Source organism: Actinomadura vinacea (genome assembly GCF_039532545.1).
Lineage (GTDB): Bacteria > Actinomycetota > Actinomycetes > Streptosporangiales > Streptosporangiaceae > Spirillospora > Spirillospora vinacea.
The window spans coordinates 126,147-142,356 of record NZ_BAAARW010000020.1; the positions used below are offsets into that span (position 1 = coordinate 126,147).

The following is a 16,210-nucleotide window of genomic DNA, read 5'->3' on the forward strand; positions in this document are numbered from 1 at the left end:
CGACCGGGCCGGCGCCGACCCGGTCACCCCGTCTTCACCTGGTACTTCTTGGCGAGGTCGGACGCCTTGAAGTCCTCGACGAGCTTCATTCCGGCGTAGACGGCCTTGTCGGGGCGGTGAATCTGGCTCTCCCGCGAGGACGGCTGCGCCGGGTCGGACAGGTTCAGCGCCGGCCCGAGGCCGGGAATGCTGAAGTCGGTCACCTTGGCGCGGGCCGCGAGCACGCCCTTGCGCGTCAGGTTGCCGCACGCGCCACCGATGATCTTCGCGAACAGGTGGGTGGTCACGTAGGAGAGCACGACGGCGCCGCCCGACTCGGGCTGCTGCCCGCCGAACTTGGCCTTCCACTTGTCGGCGAGCTTCTTCACCTCGGGCGCGTCCTCCCCGAGCAGCCCGACGCCCGACACCCGGTAGTAGTTCTTGAGCAGCGCGGGCGCGGCCGCCGTCGACAGCAGACTGGTGGTGAAGGAGGCCACGTTGCCCATGATCGGCACGTTCAGCCCGGCGGCCTGGGCGGCGCCGGCGACCGCCGCGGTCTGCTTGGCCGTGGAGTCCAGCAGGATCGCCTTCGCGCCGGCCGCCTTCATCGCGTTCACCTGGCTGGTGAGGTCGGCGTCGGTCGGCTTGATCTGCTGGCTGGCCAGCTTCAGCCCCAGCTGCCCGGTCGCGAACCTGCTGCCCTTCAGGCTGTTGTCGCCGATCTCGCCCTGCAGGTAGATGTGCCCGAGGGTGTCGCCCTTCTTCAGCATGCCCTGGCGCACCATCCAGTCGATGCTGTTCACCGCCTGGATGTCGTAGGTGGAGCCGACCACGATGAGATGCGGATCGCCCAGCAGGGTGGGGGCGAACGCCGTCAGGCCGATCAGCACGTCCTTCGCGGCGATCTTCTCGCGCAGCGCCGAGGTGATCGCCGAGCCGTAGACGTTGACGAACGACAGCACCTGCGGCGAGACCTCGTCGTAGGCCGTGACCGCCTTCTGCACGTCGTAGGTGTGGTCCCGGACGACCAGCTCGATCTTCCGCCCGCACACGCCGCCGGCCGCGTTGATCTCATCGACGGCGAACTGGCTGGCGGTGTTGCTGGTCTTGCCGGACGTGGCGAACGGGCCGCTCAGGTCCGCCAGGACTCCCAGCTTGATGGTGGAATCGGTGACACCCGGGGCGGTCTGCGAGGAGTCGACGGCCTTGGACGAGCATCCGACGGCGGACAGGGCGAGCGCGAGGGCGACCGCGGCGCGCGCGGGGGGACGGAACCGGTTCATGGGGTCCTCCTGGCAGGAACTGGGGTGGGGGTGGAGGTTCGGGGGGCGGCGGCCGGCCGGCGCCGGTCCCGGACGGCGGTCACCATCGCGCGCAGCCCGCCGGGCTGGGTCAGCATGACGACCACGACGAGCGCGCCGTACACGAACTGCGCGGCGATGGACGCCTCCAGCCCGTCCTGGCCCGGCCCGACCACCAGCGGCAGCGCGTCGGCGTACCGGGACAGCACGATCGGCAGCGCGATCACGAACGTCGCGCCCACGAGCGCGCCGGACGTCGAGCCGAGGCCACCGAGGATGATCATGGCGAGGAAGTCGATGGACAGGTGGAGGTCGAAGTAGTCGGGGACGGCGCGCTGGAAGGCCAGCGCGGTCAGCACACCACCGACGCCGGCGTACATCGAGGACAGGACGAACGCCGCCGCCTTGGTGCGCCCCACCCGTACGCCCATCGCGGCGGCGCCGACCTCGCTGTCGCGCATGAGGCGGAACGCCCTGCCGGGCCGTCCCCGCAGCACGTTGCGGGCCACCAGCGTGGCCACGACGGTGACCCCGAGGAACAGGTACCAGAGGCTCTCCACGGCCCCGAACGGGACTCGGAACAGTAGGAGGTCCGAGGCGTCGGAGAAGGTGAAGCCGCCGAGCGAGAACGGCTCGACGTTGCGCCCGTCGTAGCCGCCGGTCACCGGCCGCAGGTTGAGCAGCAGGTGGTGGCCGAGGAAGACCAGGCCCAGCGAGGCGATGCCCAGATAGATACCGCGCAACCGGCCGGCGATCGGGCTGAACAGCAGGCCGCACGCGCCCGCGAGCAGGGTCGCCAGCACGGCCGCCGCGAGCGGGGGCAGTCCCAGGCCCTTCACCTCGCCGTGGTCGTCGCCGGACAGGAACGCGTACCCGTACGTCCCGACGGCGACGAAGAAGGCGTGGCCGAGCGACAGCTGCCCGGCCGCGCCGAACAGGATGGTCAGGCCGAGCGCCCCGACGGCCGCGGCCATCGCGAACAGGCCGATGCGCAGCCAGAACGCGTCGACGTAGAACGGCAGCGCCAGCAGCACGACCATCACGACGGCCGCGAGGGCGGCGCCGCGCAGGCGTTGCGGCAGCGACCGGGCCGGCGCGTCGGAGGGCCGCGTCTCGGCCGCGGAGCGGGACGGGGCGACGGTGTCGTCAGACACGGCTGACCTCCTTCGAGCCGAACAGTCCGGACGGCCGCCACAGCAGCACGACGATCATCACGAGATAGGCGACGACGTCGCCGACGCCGAGCCCGAGGAACGACAGCGAGTCCTGGTAGCCGGTCACCAGCACCTGGACGACCCCGACGATGAGCCCGCCCGCGATGGCCCCGCCGAGCGAGTCGAACCCGCCGATGATGGCCGCCGGGAACGCGGTGATCGCGACCGCCTCCAGGCTCACGCTGACGCCGGGGTTGGGGAACGAGGCCAGGCCGATGCCGGCCGTGGCGGCCAGCAGGCCGGCCGTCGCCCAGGCGGTGGCGGACACGCGGCGCAGCCGGATTCCCACCAGTGCCGCGCCCTCGGCGTCGGCGATGGAAGCGCGCATCGCCAGCCCCCAGCCGGTGAGCGTGAGCAGCGCGGTGAGCCCGCCGATCAGCAGCGGCACGGCCACCACGGTGATGACGACCGTGAGCGGCAGGCTCAGCGGGCCGAGATCGACCACGTGGCCGTCCCACGGCGCTCCCAGCGGCAGCACCTTCTCCCCCAGGCGCCGTGTCAGTTCGGCGATCAGCACGACGTTGAGACCGATCGTGACGATCGCCATCGCGTGGTGGTTGTGCTGTTCGATGCGCGCGATCAGGAGCCGCTCGGCGGCCAGCGCGAGCAGGCCGGTGACGGCGAGGCCGAGCACGGCCGCGGCGGCGAACCCGATCCGCGCCTGGTTCGCGGCCACGATGTACACGCCGAGCAGCAGGAACGACGCGTGCGCGAAGTTCACCACCCGGGTGGCCTTGAAGATGATGACGAATCCGAGCGTGATGAGCGCGTACAGCAGGCCCAGCGACACGCCGTTGACGAGCAGTTCCAGCAGATGGGTCATTGCGGCGTCCTCTCCTCCCCTTGGCCGGCCTCGTCCGGCGCGCCGAGGTAGGCGCTGACCACGGTCGGGTCCCGGCGCACCTCGGCGGGCGTTCCCTCTGCGACGACCCGGCCGAAGTCCAGCACCGTGACACGATCGGCGATCGACATGACCACGCCCATGTCGTGCTCCACGAAGACCACCGTGAGGTCGAGGGCCTCGCGCGCCGCGACGACGAGCCGCCCCAGCTCCCGGCTCTCCGCGCCGTTCAGGCCGGCCACGGGTTCGTCAAGGATGAGCAGGCGCGGCTCCAGGCACAGCGCCCTGGCGAATTCGAGGCGCTTGAGGTCGCCGTAGGGCAGCCGTCCGGCGGTGCTGTCCAGCAGCGCCGTGAGGCCGACGAACGCGGCGATCTCCCGTACCCGCGCCTCGTGCCGGCGCGCCTCGCGGCGGTCGAGCCGCAGCGCGGTCGCGACCAGGCCGGCGCGGGTCAGCCGGTGCCGCCCGACCATCAGGTTGTCCAGCACCGACTCACGCGGCGAGACGACGATGTTCTGGAACGTCCTGCCGGCCCCCAGCGCCGCGACGCGGTCAGGCCGCAACCGGGTCACCTCGTGCTCGTCCAGCAGGATGCGCCCGCCGGTCACGGGGTAGATGCCGCACAGCGCGTTGAGCAGCGACGACTTCCCCGCCCCGTTGGGGCCGATGACCGCGTGGACCGTGCCAGGCTCGACGGTGAAGGACACCTCGTCCAGAGCCCGCAGGCCGCTGAAGGCCACGCTCACCGCGTCCACCTCCAGGCGGGGCGCGCTCATGCCGTCCACCGGGCCAGCCGCGGCACGGCCGGGCTCTCGCCGCGCAGGTGCCCGTCCGCGTCACCGTCCGCGTCGCCCAGGTAGAGCCGGCCGACCTCGTCGCTGCGGGACAGCTCGTCGGCCGGCCCGCTCAACACGACCCGGCCCAGCTCCAGGACGTACGCCCGGTCGGCGACCGACAGCGCCATCGCCGCGTTCTGCTCCACCAGCAGCACGGGCACACCGTCGCGGGCGATCTCGCCCACGGTCTCGCCGATCTGCTTCACCAGCATCGGCGCCAGACCGAGCGACGGCTCGTCGAGCAGCAGCAGCTTCGGCCGGGACATCAGCGCGCGGGCGATGGCCAGCATCTGCTGCTCACCGCCGGACAGCGTCCCGGCGCGCTGCCGGCGCCGCTCGGCCAGCCTGGGGAACATCTCGAACACCTGGCGGCGGGCGCGCGCCCGCGCCTCGCGGGACCGGACGGTGATGGCGCCCGCGTCGAGGTTCTCGTCGACGGTGAGCGCGCCGAACACGTGCCGTCCCTCGGGGACCTGCACCAGTCCCGAGGCCATGACGGCCGCCGGGTTCGCCCGGGTGATCTCCCGGTCCAGGAACTTGATCGTCCCCGCGGCGACCGATCCTCCGTGCAACGGCAACGTGCCCGAGACGGCGCGCATCAGAGAGGTCTTCCCCGCGCCGTTGGCGCCCAGCAGGGCCACCACGCCCGCCTCGGCGACGTCAATGCTCACCCCGTGCACTACCGGGTTGCGCGCACCATAACGGACGACGAGCTCTTCGATATTGAGCATTCGGCCTCCTTGCCTGCCGTAAGCCACCGCCTGTCGCAGCGCTCTCACTATCGATCGTTCGTTAAGTAGGGGTAATGTAGGTGAGCGGCATCACACCCGTCAACACTTCACGGCAGCCGGAACCGGGGGTCGCGAAGCCCCTTCCGGCCTCTTCTGATCCTGGAGGTTCACTATGCGAATCGGCATGACCCTCAGCTACGGCGGCGGTTTCAAGCAGGCGGCCGCGGACCTGCGCGACCTGGAGACCGCCGGGGTCGAGGTCGCCTTCGTGGCGGAGGCCTACTCCTTCGACGCCGTGAGCCAGCTCGGATACCTGGCCGCGGTCACCGAACGCATGCGGCTGGCGTCGGCGATCCTGCCCATCTACACCCGGACGCCGTCGCTGCTCGCGATGACCGCGGCCGGTCTCGACCACGTTTCGGACGGCCGGTTCATCCTCGGTCTCGGCGCGTCCGGCCCGCAGGTGGTCGAAGGCTTCCACGGCGTGCCCTACCACGCGCCGATCGCCCGCACGCGCGAGATCGTGGAGATCTGCCGCCGGGTGTGGAGCCGCGAGAAGGTCGTGCACCGGGGCGAACACTACGAACTTCCGCTGCCGGCCGACCGCGGGACCGGGCTGGGCAAGCCGCTGAAGCTCATCAACCAGCCGGTGCGCGCCCGCATCCCGATCATGCTGGCCGCCATCGGCCCCAAGAACGTGGAGCTCGCCGCCGAGGTCGCCGAAGGCTGGCTGCCGATCTTCGTACACCCCGGCAGGCTGCACGAGGTCTGGGGCCCGTCCCTCGCCGCCGGCCAGGCCCGCCGGGACCCGTCCCTGGACCCGCTGGACATCGTGGTGACCATGCCGCTGGCCATCGGCGACGACGTCGACCACCTGCTCGACCGGGCGCGCCCGCAACTCGCCCTCTACATCGGCGGCATGGGCGCCCGGGGCAAGAACTTCTACAACGACCTCGCCCGCCGGTACGGCTACGAGCGGGAGGCGGAGCTCATTCAGGAGCTCTACCTGTCGGGACGCAAGAAGGAGGCGGAGGCCGCGGTTCCCGAAGACCTGCTGCGCGCGACGTCCCTCATCGGGCCCAAAGAGTATGTGGCCGAGCGGATCGCCGAACTCGCCGAGTGCGGCGTCACCACAGTGAGCGTGAAGCCACTCGCCGACACCCTCGCCGAAAAGGTCGTCACCATAGAGCAACTGCGGAACCTGATGCCCTGAGAACGACGGCGCACCCGCCACTGACCAGGGCATTCGCAGCAGCAACGCGAATGCCCGTCAGTCATTTTGACCGCTTTATCCCCCGCCGCTGCTCGACCACCCGACCACTGCCGTCCCGCGCGACCGGGCCCCCTCGGTGCGCCAACGCGGCCACATCGGATGCCGCCGCAGCGGCCGCTGATCCCCGCGCCGGGCCGGAGACGATCTTGACGGGTCCCGCAGAGGCGTCCGCATCCGGCCAAGTCGGCACTTTTGCCCTCAAGCACAAACAAGACGCCGACCCCACACTGACACGGCAATTTTCGCAGTGTTGCCATAGCAGGTCAGATCATTGGTCAACTTCTTCGTCTTGTGCGGGTTCAACGGTGCCTTGAAGATCCAAGGCACTCGGGACACCTCACCCGGAGGCGTCCTGACGACTTGGAGGCACAGATGCGCCCCATGCCCCCCGCCACGGTCGTCGGAGCAGCCGTCATCGCCGCCGCGACCGCTCTGGTCACCGCCCCCGCCGCGAGCGCCGCACCCGCGGCGCCCGCGCCGGCGGCGCCGCAGGTACAGTCCGACAACCCGGGCGTGCTCGCCACCAGCCTGTCGGAACAGCTCGGCACCCGTTCCGGCGGCTCCTACCTCGCCAACGGCAAGCTCGTCGTCACGGTCACCGACGCCAAGTCCGCCGACCAGGTGCGCGCCGCCGGAGCCGTCCCCCGCACCGTCGCCCGTGACGGCGCCGAACTGAAGAAGGTCACCGACACGCTGGACCGCTCGGTCAAGACCGCGGGCACCGCGTGGGCCGTCGACCCGGCCGGCAACAAGGTCGTCCTGTCCTACGACGACTCCGTCACCGGCAGCAAGCTCGCCGCGCTGAAGAGCGTCGCGAAGAAGCAGGGCGACGCGGTCCGGCTGGAGCACGTCTCCGGCACGTTCAGCACGCTCATCGCGGGCGGGCAGGCCATCTACACCGGCGGTTCGCGCTGCTCGCTCGGCTTCAACGTGCGCAGCGGCAGCACGGACTACTTCCTGACCGCCGGGCACTGCACCAACATCGGGTCGACGTGGTACGCCAACTCCGGCGGCAGCACGGTGCTGGGCACCCGGACGGGCACCAGCTTCCCGGGCAACGACTACGGCATCGTCCGCTACACCGGCTCGGTCGCCAGGACCGGTGACGTCTACCTGTACGGCGGCTCCCAGGACATCACCTCCGCGGGCAACGCGGTCGTCGGGCAGTCGGTGCGCCGCAGCGGCAGCACGACGCGCGTGCGCAGCGGCTCGGTGACCGCGCTCAACCAGACCGTCCGTTACGCCGAGGGCACCGTCACGGGCATGATCCGCACCAGCGTGTGCGCCGAGCCCGGCGACAGCGGCGGCTCCCTGTTCGCGGGCACGGTCGCGCTCGGCCTGACCTCCGGCGGCAGCGGCAACTGCACGTCCGGCGGCACGACCTTCTTCCAGCCCGTCACCGAGGCGCTCAGCGCGTACGGCGTGAGCGTCTACTGATCCCCCACGTGACGACCCTCGCGTGAGTCCAGGGCCGGGCGGGTACACCCCGCCCGGCCCTGCGTCGTCGCCATCTAGCTCCGGGTAGACGGCGTCCGCCACCCGGTCGGCCAGGGCTGGGGAGAAGAACGTGCCGGGCACGCTCTGGGTGATCGCGCGGTGGAACAGGTCGCGCTCGGACGGCAGCGCGGCGATCGACCCCGCCGACTCCCGAACGCCTCACGGCATGAGACCGAGTTTCCGAGCGGCACACCACGTCGAGCTACACCCGCCGAAAGAACATGAGAGCCGAGGGTAGAGGCCCAGTTCACATGCCATGGACGAGTTCTGGCACCCCACAAGCTCCGCGGTCCGCTGCGGCCGAATCGATGACTCGGCGCACTAGGGGGGTTTCATAAGCCTGCTGTCCTGCTGGACGAGACTTATGAAACACCCCCTAGCCCTGGTCGGCTTTTTCTAGGGCGGTCAGTTCAAGTTCCATCTTCTTGGCTGCGGCGGCGCCGATGCGCTGGAGGATCGCAAGCGCATCCCGAAAATGAGCGATAGCGGTTACCGTCTCGCGTTCATGATGGGCATGGCGGCCGATTCCGGCGAGCGCGACGGCCTCCTCGAACGGACCGTTGACCGAACGCGCGAGACGAAGAGCGAATTCATAATGTTCAAGAGCCTCGGCGTGGCGTCCCGACGCGAACAGCAAAGCGCCTATTTCGTTCAGGGTGGCGGCCTCTCCGAGTTCGTTGTCCAGTTCACGGTAGAGTGTCAGTGACTTATCGAGCAGTTCGGTCGCCTTGGCGTGGTCGCCGGTATGGCGGTGAACGGAGCCAAGAACGCAGAGCGAATCGGCTTCACCAAGAGGGTTGTCCAATTCCCGGCATGCGAGCAGGGAAGCTTCCAAGAACTCTGCCGCCGTGTCGTAGTCTTCGGTGGACCAGGAGGTGACGCCCAGGTTGTAGAGCGCTTCCGCCTCATCGAAGCGGCTCCCCATCTCCCGGAAGACGGCCAGGGCGTCTGACTGCGCCCTTGTGGCGGCTTCATATTCGCCGATGGTGCGCCACACCGCGCCGAGCCAGTTCTGGGCTTCGGCCATGCCGAGCCGGTTACCGGACCCGCGATGAAGGGTCATTGATTTTTCCAGCGCCTCAGCTGCTCCGGGGTAATCGTCGATAAGCCATCTGATGAGGCCCAGATGATACGAGGCGTTGGCCTGCCCGGGCAGGTCTCCCACCTCGCGGTAGAGCATGACCGCCTGCTCCAGGAGCTCACTCCCGCCCGGATAGTCAGAACTCCAGTATCGCACGATTCCGAGATGGGTAATGGCATCCGCCTGCCCTTTCCGGTCGTCGAGGCAGCGATAGAGTGCCAACGACCGTTCGAGTGCCTGGGTGGCGGGTTCGTGTTCATTGGTCAGCTCATGAATGATACCCAGGTGACAAAGAGCAGCCGCCTGCCCGGGGAGATCACCCAGGTCGCGGTACAGGGTCAGCGCACGCTTCGCCGCTTCGCGCGCCGGCGGGTAGGCGCCGCTGAGGTATTGGACGATCGTAAGGTGAACAAGGGCCTTTGCTTGTGCGGGTGGATCGGCGTCGTGTTCTGCCGCGGCCGTGGCGGCGCGGTGGATTTCGATTGCCCGGTCCCAAGGCCCTGCCTGGCGGAGGAAGCCTGCCATGGCCTCGGCGAATCGAAGGAGCCGCGGATGCTGGTTCTGGCGGATGGTGTGCTCAGCGCATGCGAGCAGGTTGGCTCGTTCGGTTTCCATCCAGTGCAGTGCCGTCTCGCGGGTCGTCGGAACGGGTGAGTCCGAGACGCCGGGGTTCGCGGGGATGTTGGTACGGAGAGCGGGGCCCAGGTGCCGGTCGGCCAGAGCAGCGGTGCGCTGGTAGTAGTCGAACAGCTGACCGATGGCCTCCTCGCCCTTCGAGGGCCCGTCATGGCCGGCCAGGGCACGGGTGTAGTCACGGATCAGGTCGTGCATGCGGTAGCGGCGGCGGCGTGGCTCATCGATCAGATGGTCGTCGTGCAGGGCGGTCAAGTGGCGGCGGGCCTGCACAAGGGGGATGCCGGCGAGCGCCGCCGCGGCCTGGTCGTCGATGTCCTCGCCCGGATGCAGGCCGAGCCGCCGGAAGAAGGCCTTCCGGTCCTCGGGCAGGCGTTGGTAGGACAGTTCGAATGTGGTGGCCACCGCGGTGTCTTCCGCCTGGAGTTCATCGAGCCTGGTTTGTGCGTCCGCCAGGTCTTCGATGAGGTCTTCGACGAGCCATGAAGGATGATGGCGCAGCCTGCCTGCCAGCAGCGAGATGGCCAGCGGAAGGTGGCCGCAGAGCCGGACGACCGTGTCAGCGGCGGCCTCGATACCCGAGAGGTCCCGGCCCGACAAAGTGGCCAGCAAGGCGGTGGCCTGGGCGGCCGACAGGACGCCGAGCGGCAGCGGCACCGTCGCGCCCAGTGCGCTGAGCCGCCGACGGCTGGTGACAAGGACCAGGCAGTTTTCGGTGCCGGGCAGCAGCGGCTCCACCTGATGGTGGCCGGCCGCGTTGTCCAGAACGAGCAGTACCCGCTTGCCCGCGAGACGGTCCCGCCACATCGCGGCTCTGGCGTCCATCCCTGCGGGGATGTATTGCGCGGCCACCCCGACAATGCTCAGCAGTGAACCGAGCGCATCGGCCGGCTCGACCGGGAGTTGCCCGGCGGTATGCGCGTGCAGGTCCACGAACAGCGTCCCGTCAGGAAAGCCATCGGCCAGAAGATGCGCCGTATGGACCGCGAACGCGGTCTTACCGACTCCGGGCATGCCATCGATCGTGTAGATCGGCAGAAGCTCCCCGGCCTCCGTCCTGCGCCGCACCGCGTCGACCAGTTCCCGCAACTCTTGATCGCGGCCCTCGAACGCGAACGTGTCCCGCGGAAGCGTGTTGGTGACCGCCGCGGGCGCCGCCGGCAGGCCTTCATGAATGTACTGGTCCCCGGCCGCTTGGTAGACCCGCCCGGCGCCACCGGCCCATGCCCGCAGGCTCGCCTCCGGCGGATCGCTCTGCCCGCTCCCGGCGCTCACCGCTCGGTGATGTGCTGATCGCGTCCCGCCTGGTAGACCCGGCCATGATCGCGCGCCGTGGCCTTCAGGACGATCGAGGTGATCTGGTCTCTCTCCCCCGGCGCAAGCGGCGGGGTGAGCGTCTCGTCGAGCAATCGACGCAGCTCGGCCCCCAACGCCGGGTCCTCGCGCACCAGCCGCTGCAAACGGACCTGCCATGCCCCCACCAGCGCCTGCTCAGTCGCCTCATCACCCTCATCGCGCGCCGCCAGCACCTCGGCACGGACCTCCGCCAGTTCGGCCTGGATTCCCTCCGCCTGCTCCGGACGACCTCGCCGCCACAATCCGACGACACCCGTGCGAACGTGTTGCCAGGCGTCGGTGGCCATCGCCCCGATCAGCGCCGTTCCAGCCGCCACCACAACCGGATCCATAACGTCCCTCACAGCCGCCGGACCGACTCTCCCACCATTGGGATCGTACGCAGCACCACCCAGCGCACTTAATGCTTTGGGGTGCTGTTTTGTCCGCATGCGGACATAACAACGCCCCAAAGGCACCTCATTGGCTCGGGGGATCCTGCTCGGCGTCCGGTATGCGCGGATCCTTTCGCCCGCATGCCCGACCACCACAACGAGAGCGTCGCCATCATCGCCGCCCACGCTGCCGGCCCCTGGAGCCGCTACGCCCCCGGCAACCACACACGGTGACCGACTACGCTCGGGGTTTGCTGCCACCGGTTTGTGCGCCCGGGCCCGTGCCGGAGAGGCCTTTGGCGGCCGTCGCGTTGTCTGCGGTCAGGCGGTACACGGCGCGTTCGAGGACAGGCAGGATCTCGGTGACGTCGAGTTCGCCGGCGGCGAAGGCGCCCACGACGGCGTGGCCCAGATGGGTGAGGACGAGTGCGACGTCGGCGGCGTAGTGCGGGTCGAGTCCCTGAAGCATCGCCCGCCCGACGGGCTCGATCGTCCACGTGGTCTGGCGGCGAAGCCGTTGCCCACCCGGGCTTGCCTGCGCCCGCTGGTAGACCTCCAGCATCCGCGGGTCGCGCTCCCACGGCTCGAAGACATGCCGGAACACCCGCATGAGACCTTCGTAGAGGGTCTCGCCGGGAACGGCCGGGACCAGGTCGGCGCAGCCGTTGGCCGCCATCCACCGCTCCACGGCCGTCACGATCAACTCCTCCCGGGTGGGGAAGAACTTGTAGATCGTCGCCAGGGAGACCCGAGCGCGCCGGGCTACCTCCCGCAGATGAACGGCCTCATAGCCGCCCTCTTTCAGCAGTTCCAGCACCGCCTCCACGATGGCCTCACGCGGCCGCGCCCGTGCCGTCCGGCCCGTTCCCGCCGTCATCGCTCCCCCTAGCCTCATGCCCCCCACGAGAGTAATCTCGTTACCCGGTAACGAGGTTACCGGCACCGTCCGGCCACCCCTTACCAGCCCCCGGGCCGCACCCGTGCGGACATCGCCCCCAGACGGGAGAGATCATGGCGAGGTATGTGCTGGTACACGGCGGCGGTCATGGCGGGTGGTGCTACCAGCCGGTCGCCCGGCTCCTGCAGGCCGCCGGCCACGAGGTCTACGCGCCGACGATGACCGGCCTGGCCGAACGCTCGCACCTGCTGGGCCCGCACGTCGACCTGGACCTGCACATCCAGGACATCGCCGCCGTCCTGCACTACGAGGACCTGCGCGAGGTGATCCTGGTCGGCCACAGCTACGGCGGCATGGTGATCACCGGTGTCGCCGACCGTATGGCGGACCGCGTCGGCCGCCTGGTGTACCTCGATGCCGCCACACCGGTGAACGGCCAGTCGCTGCACGACGTCGCCGGACCGGTCATCGATGCCGCACGCCCTTTCGGGCAGGTCGTCGACGGCGTCGAGCTGGTCCTGCTGCCCGCCCCCGGCGCGGGCGCCTTCTACGGGGTGACCGACCCCGACACGATCGCCTGGATGGACGCGCGCTTGACCGCCCACCCCTGGAAGTGCTTCGAACAGCCGCTCAAGCTGACCAACGAGGACGCACTGTGGGCGATCCCGCAGTATCACATCGTCTGCACCTCCACCCTGGCCACCCGCGACCCCGGCCTCATCGGCAAAGCACGCGCGGAAGGCAGGCTGTGGGACATCGACACCGGGCACGACCTCATGATCACCGAACCCCGCGCCGTCGCCGACGCCCTCCTGCAGATCGCGGCCGGGTAAGGCGAGCCGGGCTCACCCATGGCGTTCCCGGCCCTGCACGGGGGCGGATCGCAGAAATCGGCCACGCTCTGCGTCCGCGAGACGCGCATCAACTCCGGTGATCCCGTCCCATGCGGCCATCAGAGATCGACCCGGCGAATGAGCCGAGCGTCTCAGCCACTGGTCTAGTGCCCGTCGGGCTGGTCCGGGGCGAAGGGCCACTCCTCGAACCCGACACAGCGGCCGTCGGCGTCGAAACGCAGGATCCACAGGTCGCGCCAGCGCGACGGGTCGTCGCCAAAGTATTCGACCTCGATCCGCACCACCGCCGTGTCGCCGTCGACGGCCACGACCTCACTCGTCATCGTGAACGGCTCGTCGGGGCCGTCGCGCTCGGCGTCCCACCACGGGCCGAGCCGGGACAGGCCCACAATCGGGCGCGCCCACGGCGACGGCAGGTACGACACGTCCGGCGAGAACAGCTCGGCGAGCGGCTCGGAGCCGGGTGTGCGCCACGCCCGCTCGTACCCGGCGACCCACCTTTCGACGGCACCTCTGTCCACGCCCGCCATGCTGCCAGTCGCCGGACCGGCGTGTCAGCGGCACCGTTCAGGATCGGCCCAGCGCGTGATCGCCGGGCTCGTCGACGAACCCGCCTGGTCACCGCCGACGTGCCGGTTGCCGAGATCGGCGCCGGCAACCGCTCGATCGATAACGCACTTGCGGGAAATGACAAGTGATCTCTGTCGGCATGGGCATCTTTCTGACACGCATCACGAAGACGGCACAGCCGGCCCCTCGAAAAGATGTTGCCGCCGGATGGTCCGGCGTCGCGACACGAGGGGAAGGTTCGATGAAGGCACGGATCAAGTGGGGGGCCGCCGCACTGGCCACCGCCGCGGCGATGGTCGTCGGGTTGGCGGGTAGCGGCTCAGCCGCGCCCTCCAGGCTGCAGGCGTACGCGATCACGGGCGACGGCATGCTGATGGCCGCATTCAAGACCGACACCCCCCAGGTGCTCGACTGGGTCAGAAGCCCGACGGGGTTGGTCAACGACACGTTCTTGATCGGGACCGACGTCCGGGTACAGAACGGCGCGTTGTACGTCGTCGGCAACCACGGCGGCATTTACACGGTCTCGCTCAGTTCGGGAACTGAAGGAAGCCTGACGAAGGTCTCCCAACTGACCGTCGACCTGAAGGGCACGAACTTCGGCGTCGACTTCAACCCGGCGGCCGACCGGCTGCGAGTGACCAGCGACACCGGCCAGAACCTGCGCCACGATCTCAACACCAACACCACGGTCACTGATTCTCCCTTGTCGGCCACGGGCGTCTCGGCCTCCGCGTACACCAACAACGACCTCAACTCCGACACCGCGACCACACTGTTCGGCATCGCCACGGCCACCGACCAGGTCGTCATCCAGTCCCCGCCCAACAACGGCAGCCTGGCCGCGACCGGCAAACTCTGCGCGGACGTGGGCGCCAACGCCGGCTTCGACATCTTCAGCGACCTCAGCAATGGCAAGACGATCTCGAACACGGCCTTCGGCGCCTTCATCCCGTCAGGCGGCAAGGCCACCTTCTACACCGTCGAGCTCCTCACCGGCTCCTGCTCCCCCGTAGGCGTCTTCCCCCTCTCCATCACCGACATCGCCATCGCACTCGACTCGAACTGAGATCCCGGCAGCTGACAAGTCACAATGGGCCCGCCCCGCCAGCCGAGGCGGGCCCACCGTCGTGACTCGGCGGCGCGACACTCGCGTTGCACGCCACACATCCTGACCTTGGTGGAAAAGCAACCGTCCGAGATGCGGCATCCACCCCGGCCCACCTGACATCGGCCGGTCTGCTGTTGGCGCGTCCGCGCAGAGGAAAACGACGGCGGGCGCGATGTCCTCCTCCCCGTCGCCGACGCGCCCGAGCGGGCACGAGGCCTTCGCGGCCTCCTCGGGCCCGGGCATCCGGCCGCGAGCTCGTCGAAGACGGTGCCGCGGCCGGTCGGCGCGATGGCGTTCACCAAGATGATGAGACGCGCCCGCCGGGCACGGTCGATTGGGCGGCCACTGCCACGCCCGTCCATGCGCGCCGGTCGACTCCCGTGGCGGGCGGCGGTGCTGTACTCGCCGGGGAGCGGCAACCCGCGCACCTGACCCGGCCGTCGTGGGGGCGTTGTGGTCGCGAAGCCGCGGCCGGCGCCGCGATCTGACCGTGCCGGGCTCGCGGCACAGACCTCTACCGACCTGACGGCGATCGTGCCCCGGGCTGCCGCGCCACATCATCGCGCCACCGGGACAGAACGGCATCCGCCTCAGGCCGCCCTGAGTACACGCACGGGAGTCGCAAACGGACGGCGAGGTCTTCCGACGGCTGGAGGAAGCCGATCCTCACACGGATCGCGATATCTCACAAAGCGATTATCGAGCGCGGTCGCGTTTTTCGCTTCGCCACACAGAAGGCTCTGTGACACCCGAGATATGTTGTACGCAGTAATTCGTTCTCCCCATTCAAATTCGAATGCCCGAAAATCCCGTCATCACATCCCGCACATTCCATCGGTCGAGCAAAGCGGAGGAAATGACATGAAGTCCCACCTGATCGCCCTCCTCGTGACGGCCGTGGCGGGGATGATGGCGCTCGGCGGCGGCACTGCCCAGGCCGCCCCGACGCCGGTCTCAATAGCAGATCGACCGCATCCTGGCTGAGCACGCGGGTGTCGTCCAGAAGGGCAAGGACGCCGTCGTCTGGAAGAACGGGGTCTCCCTCAAGCCGGCGGTGACGGGGCCGGAACAGTGCGGCCACGGGTACCACTGCCTGTGGGAGCACTCACCGGTAGATTTCGTCCAGTTCCCCCAGGCGCTCTGCACCACTCGCGTCATCGACCTGGGCGGCTACGGCTTCAACGACATCGCCTCGTCCTGGGCGAACAGCACCCAATGGAGCCGACGGCGAAAAGCTCTGGTCGATGCTCCCGTACACCAGCGGCGGCGTCGTGGACCGGTGGCTCCAGCACAGGCCATCGAGCCTGGCCTCCTACCGCTACTGATGGAGCGGCTCCCGGCATGATCCGGTGATGGCGGCCCCGCTTACCCCGGGGCCGCCATCGCCCATGTGCGCCGGACCGTCGAAGGTCAAGCCGTAGATCAAGTTCGTCCGGAACACATATTCGGGTCAGGTTCGCATCGTCGGAGCCAACCGGTGATCGTGTCGTGGCGGTCCGCGTCGGCGGGGAGTTCAGGGGTGGCCGAGCGATACGGACCCGTCGACCCGCGGCCGTCCGCAATTCCGACATCGGAACGACCAATTCGCTCCGCCTTGAATCTTTCACACTGGCTTATATCTGGGTTGTTGAAAACACAGTAAGATTCCCGTGCTCTGGATG

General features: G+C 69.1%; 14 protein-coding genes. 5 read left to right on the forward strand and 9 right to left on the reverse strand.

The window, feature by feature from the left end:
- Positions 1–23: 23 nt before the first annotated feature.
- Genes ABD340_RS25015 through ABD340_RS25035 form a run of 5 tightly spaced genes read right to left on the reverse strand, consistent with a single transcriptional unit; the run spans position 24 to position 4,902 of the window.
- Entirely contained in the window at positions 24–1,262 is a 1,239-nt protein-coding gene (locus ABD340_RS25015) for an ABC transporter substrate-binding protein (RefSeq protein WP_344592064.1), read from the reverse strand.
- Positions 1,259–2,434 (reverse strand): branched-chain amino acid ABC transporter permease, encoded by a 1,176-nt coding sequence (locus tag ABD340_RS25020; RefSeq protein ID WP_344592066.1) that lies wholly within the window; start codon positions 2,432–2,434, stop codon positions 1,259–1,261. Before ABD340_RS25020 ends, ABD340_RS25015 begins: the two co-directional genes overlap by 4 nt.
- On the reverse strand, positions 2,427–3,317 hold the full coding sequence (locus ABD340_RS25025) for a branched-chain amino acid ABC transporter permease (protein ID WP_344592067.1): 891 nt from the start codon (positions 3,315–3,317) through the stop codon (positions 2,427–2,429). Before ABD340_RS25025 ends, ABD340_RS25020 begins: the two co-directional genes overlap by 8 nt.
- Entirely contained in the window at positions 3,314–4,111 is a 798-nt protein-coding gene (locus ABD340_RS25030; protein ID WP_344592069.1) for an ABC transporter ATP-binding protein, read from the reverse strand. The genes ABD340_RS25025 and ABD340_RS25030 overlap by 4 nt, the downstream gene beginning before the upstream one ends.
- Entirely contained in the window at positions 4,108–4,902 is a 795-nt protein-coding gene (locus tag ABD340_RS25035) for an ABC transporter ATP-binding protein (RefSeq protein ID WP_344592070.1), read from the reverse strand. Before ABD340_RS25035 ends, ABD340_RS25030 begins: the two co-directional genes overlap by 4 nt.
- A gap of 172 nt (positions 4,903–5,074) precedes the next feature.
- Between ABD340_RS25035 and ABD340_RS25040 the strand changes: the two genes are divergently transcribed.
- Together ABD340_RS25040 and ABD340_RS25045 are read left to right on the forward strand one after the other, a co-directional pair.
- On the forward strand, positions 5,075–6,115 hold the full coding sequence (locus ABD340_RS25040) for an LLM class F420-dependent oxidoreductase (RefSeq protein ID WP_344592072.1): 1,041 nt from the start codon (positions 5,075–5,077) through the stop codon (positions 6,113–6,115).
- A gap of 432 nt (positions 6,116–6,547) precedes the next feature.
- Positions 6,548–7,612, forward strand: a complete 1,065-nt coding sequence (locus tag ABD340_RS25045; RefSeq protein ID WP_344592074.1) for a S1 family peptidase — start codon at positions 6,548–6,550, stop codon at positions 7,610–7,612.
- Positions 7,613–8,048: 436 nt separating this feature from the next.
- On the opposite strand, the gene ABD340_RS25050 is transcribed toward ABD340_RS25045, so the two are convergent.
- The 3 genes from ABD340_RS25050 to ABD340_RS25060 all read right to left on the reverse strand — a co-directional run bounded on the left by ABD340_RS25050 (position 8,049) and on the right by ABD340_RS25060 (position 11,993).
- Positions 8,049–10,661: an ATP-binding protein gene (locus ABD340_RS25050; RefSeq protein ID WP_344592076.1), complete on the reverse strand. Its 2,613-nt coding sequence runs from the start codon at positions 10,659–10,661 to the stop codon at positions 8,049–8,051.
- Positions 10,658–11,074, reverse strand: a complete 417-nt coding sequence (locus ABD340_RS25055; RefSeq protein WP_344592078.1) for a hypothetical protein — start codon at positions 11,072–11,074, stop codon at positions 10,658–10,660. The genes ABD340_RS25050 and ABD340_RS25055 overlap by 4 nt, the downstream gene beginning before the upstream one ends.
- 280 nt (positions 11,075–11,354) lie before the next feature.
- A complete protein-coding gene (locus tag ABD340_RS25060; RefSeq protein WP_344592080.1) occupies positions 11,355–11,993 on the reverse strand; it encodes a TetR/AcrR family transcriptional regulator in 639 nt (212 codons plus the stop codon).
- 134 nt (positions 11,994–12,127) lie between these two features.
- Here ABD340_RS25060 and ABD340_RS25065 point away from each other — a divergent pair, with 134 nt between their 5' ends.
- The gene (locus tag ABD340_RS25065; protein WP_344592082.1) at positions 12,128–12,847 is read left to right on the forward strand and encodes an alpha/beta hydrolase; all 720 of its coding nucleotides are present in this window, start codon (positions 12,128–12,130) and stop codon (positions 12,845–12,847) included.
- A gap of 164 nt (positions 12,848–13,011) precedes the next feature.
- Here the strand turns inward: ABD340_RS25065 and ABD340_RS25070 are convergent, their stop codons facing one another.
- A complete protein-coding gene (locus tag ABD340_RS25070; RefSeq protein ID WP_344592083.1) occupies positions 13,012–13,389 on the reverse strand; it encodes a nuclear transport factor 2 family protein in 378 nt (125 codons plus the stop codon).
- A 188-nt stretch (positions 13,390–13,577) separates the two neighbouring features.
- Here ABD340_RS25070 and ABD340_RS25075 point away from each other — a divergent pair, with 188 nt between their 5' ends.
- A complete protein-coding gene (locus tag ABD340_RS25075) occupies positions 13,578–14,507 on the forward strand; it encodes a DUF4394 domain-containing protein (RefSeq protein ID WP_344592084.1) in 930 nt (309 codons plus the stop codon).
- 903 nt (positions 14,508–15,410) lie between these two features.
- Positions 15,411–15,533: a hypothetical protein gene (locus ABD340_RS25080; RefSeq protein WP_344592086.1), complete on the forward strand. Its 123-nt coding sequence runs from the start codon at positions 15,411–15,413 to the stop codon at positions 15,531–15,533.
- Positions 15,534–16,210 lie beyond the last annotated feature (677 nt).

What these genes read in the sequence shown, in the direction of transcription:
- ABD340_RS25045 (WP_344592074.1), top strand. Translation starts at nt 6,548, where the DNA reads ATGCGCCCCATGCCCCCCGCCACGGTCGTCGGAGCAGCCGTCATCGCC.
- ABD340_RS25035 (WP_344592070.1), bottom strand. Translation starts at nt 4,902, where the DNA reads ATGCTCAATATCGAAGAGCTCGTCGTCCGTTATGGTGCGCGCAACCCG.
- ABD340_RS25060 (WP_344592080.1), bottom strand. Translation starts at nt 11,993, where the DNA reads ATGACGGCGGGAACGGGCCGGACGGCACGGGCGCGGCCGCGTGAGGCC.
- ABD340_RS25025 (WP_344592067.1), bottom strand. Translation starts at nt 3,317, where the DNA reads ATGACCCATCTGCTGGAACTGCTCGTCAACGGCGTGTCGCTGGGCCTG.
- ABD340_RS25040 (WP_344592072.1), top strand. Translation starts at nt 5,075, where the DNA reads ATGCGAATCGGCATGACCCTCAGCTACGGCGGCGGTTTCAAGCAGGCG.
- ABD340_RS25055 (WP_344592078.1), bottom strand. Translation starts at nt 11,074, where the DNA reads ATGGATCCGGTTGTGGTGGCGGCTGGAACGGCGCTGATCGGGGCGATG.
- ABD340_RS25075 (WP_344592084.1), top strand. Translation starts at nt 13,578, where the DNA reads ATGGGCATCTTTCTGACACGCATCACGAAGACGGCACAGCCGGCCCCT.
- ABD340_RS25015 (WP_344592064.1), bottom strand. Translation starts at nt 1,262, where the DNA reads ATGAACCGGTTCCGTCCCCCCGCGCGCGCCGCGGTCGCCCTCGCGCTC.
- ABD340_RS25080 (WP_344592086.1), top strand. Translation starts at nt 15,411, where the DNA reads ATGAAGTCCCACCTGATCGCCCTCCTCGTGACGGCCGTGGCGGGGATG.
- ABD340_RS25030 (WP_344592069.1), bottom strand. Translation starts at nt 4,111, where the DNA reads ATGAGCGCGCCCCGCCTGGAGGTGGACGCGGTGAGCGTGGCCTTCAGC.
- ABD340_RS25065 (WP_344592082.1), top strand. Translation starts at nt 12,128, where the DNA reads ATGGCGAGGTATGTGCTGGTACACGGCGGCGGTCATGGCGGGTGGTGC.